Annotated in this window: 6 protein-coding genes and 2 tRNA genes; 3 read left to right on the forward strand and 5 right to left on the reverse strand. The window is 47.5% G+C overall.

Annotated features, from left to right (window positions below; translation table 11 throughout):
- Positions 1–26: 26 nt before the first annotated feature.
- The 5 genes from Q1A70_RS00970 to rsgA all read right to left on the reverse strand — a co-directional run bounded on the left by Q1A70_RS00970 (position 27) and on the right by rsgA (position 7,415).
- The gene (locus Q1A70_RS00970; RefSeq protein ID WP_299686058.1) at positions 27–914 is read right to left on the reverse strand and encodes a DMT family transporter; all 888 of its coding nucleotides are present in this window, start codon (positions 912–914) and stop codon (positions 27–29) included.
- A 177-nt stretch (positions 915–1,091) separates the two neighbouring features.
- Positions 1,092–2,972: a methyl-accepting chemotaxis protein gene (locus Q1A70_RS00975; RefSeq protein WP_299686061.1), complete on the reverse strand. Its 1,881-nt coding sequence runs from the start codon at positions 2,970–2,972 to the stop codon at positions 1,092–1,094.
- Positions 2,973–3,407: 435 nt separating this feature from the next.
- Complete coding sequence (locus tag Q1A70_RS00980) at positions 3,408–4,823, reverse strand: SLC13 family permease (RefSeq protein ID WP_299686064.1); 1,416 nt, start codon at positions 4,821–4,823, stop codon at positions 3,408–3,410.
- Between the two features lie 416 nt (positions 4,824–5,239).
- A complete protein-coding gene (asd, locus tag Q1A70_RS00985) occupies positions 5,240–6,148 on the reverse strand; it encodes an archaetidylserine decarboxylase (RefSeq protein ID WP_299686068.1) in 909 nt (302 codons plus the stop codon).
- A 211-nt stretch (positions 6,149–6,359) separates the two neighbouring features.
- Positions 6,360–7,415: a small ribosomal subunit biogenesis GTPase RsgA gene (gene rsgA / locus Q1A70_RS00990; RefSeq protein WP_299686071.1), complete on the reverse strand. Its 1,056-nt coding sequence runs from the start codon at positions 7,413–7,415 to the stop codon at positions 6,360–6,362.
- Between the two features lie 150 nt (positions 7,416–7,565).
- On the opposite strand from rsgA, the gene orn reads away from it, so the two are divergent.
- From orn to Q1A70_RS01005, 3 genes are all read left to right on the forward strand, one after another.
- Entirely contained in the window at positions 7,566–8,111 is a 546-nt protein-coding gene (orn, locus tag Q1A70_RS00995; protein WP_299686074.1) for an oligoribonuclease, read from the forward strand.
- 181 nt (positions 8,112–8,292) lie between these two features.
- Positions 8,293–8,368, forward strand: a tRNA-Gly gene (locus tag Q1A70_RS01000).
- A 53-nt stretch (positions 8,369–8,421) separates the two neighbouring features.
- Positions 8,422–8,494, forward strand: a tRNA-Gly gene (locus tag Q1A70_RS01005).
- The last annotated feature ends 2 nt before the right edge of the window (positions 8,495–8,496 follow it).

Genomic DNA, 8,496 nt, shown 5'->3' on the forward strand with positions numbered 1-8,496 from the left:
TTGGTGTTAATTTCTTGGTGTCAGTACTAAGTAACCAGAATACCAGTACCGATCACGGCAACAATGGCACCGGCCCAAGCGTAGGCGTTTGGTCTCTGCTTGGTGTAAAACCATAGGATTGGTAATAACATTATGGGTGAGGTTGACGATAATAGAGCGACCATGCCGACATTGCCTTCCTGTAATGCATATAAGATCAGCGTCATGCCTACGGCCATCGCTAAAAATCCGTTTAACGCCGTAATCGCCAATATCTGACCATTTATCGGTTTGATTGAGCGAGAAAGTTTAGCACCCGTTAACCGAAACAGTGAGTGGGCCACAAAGGCGGTGATCATTCGAATCGCTGAAGCGGCGATCGGGTCAATGTTGGTTTGCATCACTGGCTTGGCGATGATGCCACCCAGTGCTTGGCATATTGCGGCAGTGATTCCCAGAACCACGCCAATCCATACCGTGCCTTTGATGGTTTCAAGTTGGTTGTTGGCTTGCCCACGACGACCAAAAAATATGGCGGTTAATACGCCACTGAATACCAAAGCCGAGCCCATAAGCTCGCTAGAGGTCATGCTTTCGCTAAACAGGAAGTAGCCGAGAATGGCCGAGAACACCGCGTGACAAGAGAACAGTAAACCCGCTTGGCGCGGCCCCATGCGATTTAAACAGGCAAATAGGGCGGTATCACCAATGAAGATACCAATCAGACCTGACAGTACCATTGGTGTGATGAGGTCCGTTTCGACACTCGACCATCCGCCGGTAAACCAAGCCATGCTCGATAGCATGATCGCGGTGCAGCCCATTCGCCAACGGCTATAGGCGAAAGAACCTAAGTGGTGTGCTGGTTTGACGGATATTAGGCTTGAGATCGCCCAAAGAAACGCGGCCACTAATGCCAGCCATTCGAATCCCATGTCAGTATCATCCTCGTACAGGGAAAAAACAGCTGCTCAATATGCATCAAACCCAGCCGAGAACAAAGCGATTATTCATAAAAGCGGCGCTTGATTCTCGGTGATGGGTTTGTCTCTTAAACGTAGAAGGTTTTGTCTCTTAAAACGTTGAAGGGCTAAGCCTTAAAAGAAGAGAGGCTAGACCTTAAAGCGTTCTACATCTCGGCGCATCGACTCTGCCGCGCTGCTCATTTCATTGTAGCTATTACGGCTGCTTTCTGCTTGTTGCGCCAGATTGTCAGAGGCATCTTTAATCCCTTGGGTATTACGACTGATGTCTTCGCTTACCGCACGTTGCTCTTCTGCTGCGCTCGCGATTTGCAGTGCCATGTCGTTGATTTCCGTGATCGCTTGGGTGATTTTTAGCAAGCTGCCATCGGCTTGCTCGGCGAAGCCAACGCTGTTTTCTGCCAATTGTGTACTGGTCGCCATGCTTTCTACGGCGTGCGCAGTATTCTTCTGTAGCGTATCAATCATCCCTCGGATCTCTTCCGTCGAGCCGTGGGTTCTTTGGCTGAGCACTCGAACTTCATCGGCAACAACCGCAAAACCACGCCCTTGCTCACCAGCGCGCGCTGCTTCAATCGCCGCATTCAATGCCAATAGGTTGGTTTGCGCGGCAATGCCTTGAATCGTCGATAGGATCTGGTTGATGCTTTGCGCGTTATTCTCTAATTCACGAATCACATTGGCCGCGTCTTCAACTTGTGTCGCTAAGCTAATAATGGCGTTGCGGTTTTGTTGAATCACTTCTTGGCCTTCATGACAAGCGGTGGAGGACGCTTGAGAGGCGGAGGCTGTCAGTTCAGCGTGACTAGCCACTTCGGCAGCGGTGGCCGACATTTCATGGACCGCGGTCGCAATCTGATTGATGTCGTTTTGCTGATTCTCAATATGAATCGAAGATTGCGTCGTCAGTTGATAGGTTTTTTCTGTATGATTGTTCAGTTCATGGCTGTGCTCGATCACATCCTTGAACATGCCTTGCATTTGGTTTAAGAACTGATTCACTCGCTCGGCCAGTTTGCCAACCTCATCCATACGAGCGATATCAATACGCTGAGTGAGATCGCCTTTACCTTGTGCAAGCTGAGTTAGCGAGTCAGATAAGGTTTGTAAAGGTGAAAGCAAGCGGTTGATGACCATGGTGCTGATCACTGAAATGATGATGTACAAAATCAAAGAGGTAAGCGTAATAAATTGAATCGAGTCAGTGACGGCAGAAAAGGCCATCTCTTTGTCGAGCGTAATACCCAGCGACCAATTTGTGTTCGGGACGTTGGCCATATAGACCAGTTTATCGCCTTGACCAGGCCATGCGATCGTGGTGATCGTTTGGTTTTGCAGCAGTTGCGAGACCTTGTTGGCTGTTAGCTCAGGGTTCAAGCTGGTCAGCGGTTGCTGGCTTAAGGCTTCATCGTTGTACGCCACGATATTGTTATTACCATCGACTAAAAATGCAAAACCATCGTTATCGAGATGTACATTGAGGACAGTATCAATAATGCTGGTGACGGTTAAGTCTGCAGCAAGCACGCCCTGTCGTTCACCATAGAAGGCTTTGGCAAAGCTGATGACAATACTGCCATCAATATCTTGATAAGGTTCGGTAATGATCAGCTCAGATGTCGCACTGGCATCGGTATACCAAGGACGGGTGCGCGGGTCATAGTCTGCTGGCACACTTTCCGTTTTGTCGCCGTAAGCGAAAACGCCATCACTGTATCCAGCGTAAACCGATAGAAAGTGTCCCGCACGTTTGGTCACCAATAACTCGCGATCCGAGTTCTGGTTTTTTGATATGGTTGATTCATTGGCCAGCATCATATCACTGTGAGTGGACAGCCAATCGGCAATATAGTGGGTGGTGCTTGCGCTCACGCTTCTCATTTCTTGCTTGATCGCGGCGTTGGTTTCTTTATCAAGCTGGTGGACCGATATCCAAGCTTGAGCGCCACTGACTACGGCGATAATAACCGTAATCGCGACCTGAATTTTAAACTTAATGGTGTGCCTCAAGGAATATTCCCCTTATTGAATAAAGGCCGATGTCAGTCACGATCGATAAGCGGTCATAAAGGGTGTCGAAACACTTGAGAACGGAGCCGGTTTTTCGACAAGCAGTGGATCTAAAATCGAAAAGATCGACGCGTTAACAAGTCTTCCAATAAACTGGGGTGACAGACTAATGACTAGGGCGTGTAATGACAGTGACGTATTAGGCGATAAATTGATGGGTTGCTGATAGCAATATATTACCACCATCTTAGTCATAGTTTTATTAAATCATATTTAATGGGAAGCATTTTTATTTTATGCAATAGAAACAATCAAATAGCAAGGAGTGGTAATCAAAAGTCTTGCCAGGTAAGGGGTAAATAAGCCTGGTTTCCAGGCTTATGAGTATTTATGCGCGAACGTCATGGCAACGAATGCGTGCCTAATGGTATGGCATCAGGTCAGAATGTACAGCGCGAGGTAGACCAGCAGCAGGCCAATAATCCCTAAGATCACCCCCATTTTCGCCATGTCTTTGCTTTCGATAAGCCCGGTTGAGTAGGCCAATGAGTTAGGGGGGGTTGATACTGGCAGGATCATACCGAGCGATGCCGAGAAGGCGACCACAACCAGTAAGCCTTGCAAACCGCCAATGGCGACCAAGCTTTCCATCGATGCGCCAATCGCAGCGGCTATTGGCATCAATAAGTTAGCGGTCGCGGTGTTGGACATGAAGTTCGCCATCAGCCAGCAGACAATCGATAGCGTCAGGACCACCGCTGTTGGCGAGAGAGATTGGTAGTCAATCGCGTGTGCGAGTGCAGCCGCTAAACCTGTTTTATCTAGGCCAATACCAATCGCGATCCCCCCGGCGACCAACCACAACACATCCCAGTTAATCAGCTTGAGTTCTTCCTTGCCCATGATGCCCGTTAGGGTAAAGGCAGCAAGAGGGATAATCGACACGACATAGGTGTTCATGCCATGCAGTTTGGTGGTCATCCACAATAGAATGGTGGCCGCAAAGGTGGCGTAAACGACGATCGCTCGCCAACTCTTTTGGAACTGCCCATCGAGCTTAAGCGCTAGGTTTTGCTGCTTGGAAGGGAAGATTTTCTGAAGAAGGAACCAAGCAATGGTCAGTTGGATGATCACAAAGGGTAAGCCCATCATCATCCAACTGAGAAAGTCGATGCTGTGTTCACCCGTCAGGTATTGCAGGGCGATGGCATTGGGTGGCGTGCCGATGGGGGTGGCGATGCCTCCCGTGTTGGCCGCAATCGGTATACATAAGACTAACGCCTTGATCCCGATATCGCCTTTGGGTGCTGACGCCACAATTGGGCCAAGCAGTGCGAGCATCATCACCGTTGTGGCGGTGTTGGACATAAACATTGAGAACACGGCGGTGATCAGCATTAAGCCCAGCATAATAAAGCGTGGCTGCGTACCAAATGGCTTTAATAGAACGCGCGCTAGGTTGTTGTCGAGTTCGTACTTAGACGCAGAGATGGCGAGAGCAAAGCCACCCATGAATAGAATGATGATCGGCGACGAAAAGGCAGCGAAAATGTCGGTATAGTGGATTAACTCTCCAAGATCGTGACCTGTGGGAGGCTGCCTAAAAAAGTGCAAGCCTTTGTCGGAGATCATCACCAATTCAAGGGTGATGATCAGGATAGAGGTCGCGAATACCGGCACGGGCTCTAGCACCCACAGCAGTGCGGCTAATAAGAATATCGCCAACAAGCGGTGCTGAATCAGCGTCAGATCATCGATGGGGATCGAATCTATCGGCATTAGGAGCACGCCTAGTGGGATTGCAAAACAGATCAACAGCTTGATGAGAACGCCAATATTAAGCCTAGGCATATGAGAAAGACCCTATGAAAAAAATCTTCAAATAGAGTAATTTATCTGGCGTTTTACTGCTTGGAGGCGAGCGGTAAAATTGGAAACTCGCTTCAGGTTTCGGCCACTGTTTTGTCTTTCGTCAATATTTGCTCCAGTGATCGGGCTTTGGTGGTGTGTGAGTTAGAGAGTTTTGTGGATTCGAGTTAGAGATGTGTGTGAGTTAGAGTTAGAAATGCGTGTGAGTTAGAGTTAGAGAGATATGTGGGTTAGGTTAGAGAGAGCATCAAAAAGGCGAGCTGAACCGCTCGCCTTTCTATGTTTACGTTTTGAGATATTTACGTTTTGATATATCAACGCTTGAGATATCTATGCCTTGAAATAGCTACGTCTTGAAATAGCTACGTCTTGAAACAGAAACAGAGTCGACTGCGAATTTACTCTGAATCAGCTTGTGCTTCCGTTTCTGCTTCCGCCTTCGCTTCTGCAGACGCAAGGTGCGCGTAAGGGGTGCCAAGAACCGTTTTCTCACCATTTCGCATGGTTTCGTCAAACTTGATTGCATCTTTAGCGAACAGGTTGATAACGGTTGAACCAAGCTTAAAACGGCCCATCTCTTCGCCTTTCTTCAAGATGATTGCTTTGTCACCTTGTGCAGGGTAATCCCATTTGTAAATGGTGTTACCGCGTGGTGGCGTGATGGTGCCAGCCCATACTTGCTCAATGCTACCCACAATTGTCGCACCAACCAGTACTTGAGCCATAGGACCCAACTCAGTATCAAAGATACACACTACACGCTCGTTACGTGCAAATAGATTGGGAACATTCTCTGCCGTTAGCGGGTTTACTGAGAAAAGATCACCCGGAACGTAGATCATCTGGCGCAGTGTGCCATCGCATGGCATGTGTACGCGGTGGTAATCGCTTGGCGATAAGTAAAGTGTCGCGAATTCGCCGTCTTTAAACTCATCGGCTAGGCTTGCATCACCACCCAATAGCTCACGCGCTGAGTAGCTGTGACCTTTCGCTTGAATAAGTTGACCGTCAGTGATCGGGCCAAATTGGCTGACGCGCGCATCGGCTGGGTGAACAATAACCGACTCGCCTTCAGCGATAGGGCGCATGCCTTCTTTTAATTCACGTACGAAGAATTCATTAAATGTTTTAAAGTGTTTTGGATCGCTATGCAGCGCTTCATCCATGTTCACTTTGTATTGCTTGATGAACCAGTTGATGATCGCTGTCGTTAAGCCGCCCGCTTTAGCCGCCGCCAGTTTGCCGACCAGACGAGTCAGTCCATGTTGTGGAATACAGTACTGCAACCCAACTTTAATCTTATCCATTGTATTCATTTTCCAATGCTGTTTGTTGTTGAGGCAAATGGCTTTTCGCTATCAAGATTGACCGCTTTGAACGCCGACAGCTTGCTATGCCGATTGCCCCAAATAAAAATTGTTTTCAATGCCAATCAGTTGATGGCGCTTAGGGCGCGAGATGTTACTTAAAATCACGCGCCCTGTCAGTAAAGGCACATATTTGCTGACAAAAATGCGACTAAAGATCCGCTTTCTTATTGCGAGAATACTGGCGGTTGTCTTTGTTGCCCGCCATGCTCTCGATAATTCTATGATAGTTATCAAATCGCAACTTGCTAATTTTGCCCGCCTCTACCGCTTCACGCAGGATACAACCCGGATCATCGTTATGTTTACAGTCTCGGAACTTACAGCCACCCAGGTAAGGTTTAAACTCGATAAAGGCTTCTGTTATTTCGTCAGGTTCTAGGTGCCACAAGCCAAACTCACGCACGCCTGGCGAGTCAATTAGGTCACCACCGGAAGGGAAGTGATACAAACGTGCCGCGGTTGTGGTGTGCTGACCAAGCCCAGAGTTCTCAGAGACTTCGCCTTCTTCGATGTCGAGTGTTGGCATCAGCGCATTTACTAGGCTGGATTTACCCACACCGGATTGACCAACAAAGATGTTGATGCGGTCTTTAAGTTCAGCCTCTAGCTCTTTGATGCCGTAGCCCGACTCTTTACTGACGAACATCACTTTGTAGCCGATCTTCTCGTACTCTTTGAGTGTTTCACGGTATTCAGCTATCTGCGCTTCGCTCAGTAAATCCACCTTGTTGAGTACAACAAGCGGTGCAATATTCACGGTTTCAGACGCGATCAAGTAACGGTCGATAATATTAAGTGATAGCTCTGGTAGCACAGCTGAGACGATAACCATTTGGTCAACGTTAGCCGCAACCGGTTTTAGACCGTCGTAGTAATCAGGGCGAGTCAGCATTGACGTTCTCGGTTCAACCGCTTCAACAACCCCTGAAATACCCGCCATCGACTCTAGGCCTGCGCGCCAAGTCACTCGGTCACCAGAAACTAAGGTCTCGATACTACGGCGTAGATTACAACGATGAACTTCGTTCGTTTCAAGATCTTCGATATCAGCATGCTGGCCAAAGCGCGTGATCACTAATCCACTCTTTGTTCCACCCAGCATATTCTCATCCCACTGGATTGAATCTTCTTTCTTGAGTCGCTTGTTCTGGTTGCTACGTACGCGACGCACTTGACCTTTGGTTAATTTCTTTTTTTTAGCCACAATTTTTCACTTAACACATCTAACTTGATGATTGGGAACTCAAACACAATCTTACTGGTGCCAGACCAACGTCATGGACCTAAAGCTAGTTTGAGTATAGTTAATTGGGTATAGTACCTCTTTTACACATAAACAAATAGGCGACGCCTTATGTCCTTTAGCGATCAGAATCTTATTTGGGTTGATCTAGAGATGACGGGACTTGATCCTGAAACTCATAAAATCATTGAAATTGCGACTATCGTGACAGATAGTGAGCTTAACATTTTGGCTGAAGGGCCTGTCTTAGCTATCCATCAACCTCAGAGTGAATTGGATAAGATGGATGAGTGGTGCACAACGACTCACACTGGCAGTGGTCTAGTGAAGCGAATTCAAGAGAGCACGGTTTCAGAGCAAGATGCGATTCAGCAAACGATTGAGTTTCTTGAAAAGTGGGTACCAAAAGGTAAGTCACCGATTTGTGGCAACAGCATTGGTCAAGATCGCCGCTTCCTCTACAAGCACATGCCAGAGTTGGAAGAGTACTTCCACTACCGTTATGTTGACGTAAGCACGCTAAAGGAACTGACTCGCCGTTGGAAACCTGAAGTATTAGATGGGTTTTCTAAGTCGGGTTGTCATCTTGCATTAGACGATATTCGAGAGTCGATCGCTGAGCTGCAGTACTACCGAAAAACGATTATTAATATCTAGTCGTATGAAATGTTCACGTTTACCTAACTTTTCAGTGACATAAGAGCCGTTTTTTTTGCAAATTTGTGTGCTTTTACAGCAGTTGAACAAAAAAATCCTTAATTTTGCATTTAAGGACTTGCATCACAAAAAAATGCTCTTATAATTCGCAGCCCTGAACGACGAAAGACGTTTTCAGATTGCGATACTAGCTCAGTTGGTAGAGCGCAACCTTGCCAAGGTTGAGGTCATCGGTTCGAACCCGATGTATCGCTCCAGTTTGTAGGTTATGGCGAAAGCGGTAATCGAAAGGTGAAAGACCTTTTATTATGCGATACTAGCTCAGTTGGTAGAGCGCAACCTTGCCAAGGTTGAGGTCATCGGTTCGAACCCGATGTATCGCTCC

Origin of the sequence: uncultured Vibrio sp., assembly GCF_947488985.1 — a bacterium.
In the GTDB taxonomy this organism is placed as follows: domain Bacteria; phylum Pseudomonadota; class Gammaproteobacteria; order Enterobacterales; family Vibrionaceae; genus Vibrio.

Coding starts and splice junctions, on each gene's coding strand:
- Q1A70_RS00970 (WP_299686058.1), bottom strand. CDS start 914: ATGGGATTCGAATGGCTGGCATTAGTGGCCGCGTTTCTTTGGGCGATC.
- Q1A70_RS00980 (WP_299686064.1), bottom strand. CDS start 4,823: ATGCCTAGGCTTAATATTGGCGTTCTCATCAAGCTGTTGATCTGTTTT.
- asd (WP_299686068.1), bottom strand. CDS start 6,148: ATGGATAAGATTAAAGTTGGGTTGCAGTACTGTATTCCACAACATGGA.
- orn (WP_299686074.1), top strand. CDS start 7,566: ATGTCCTTTAGCGATCAGAATCTTATTTGGGTTGATCTAGAGATGACG.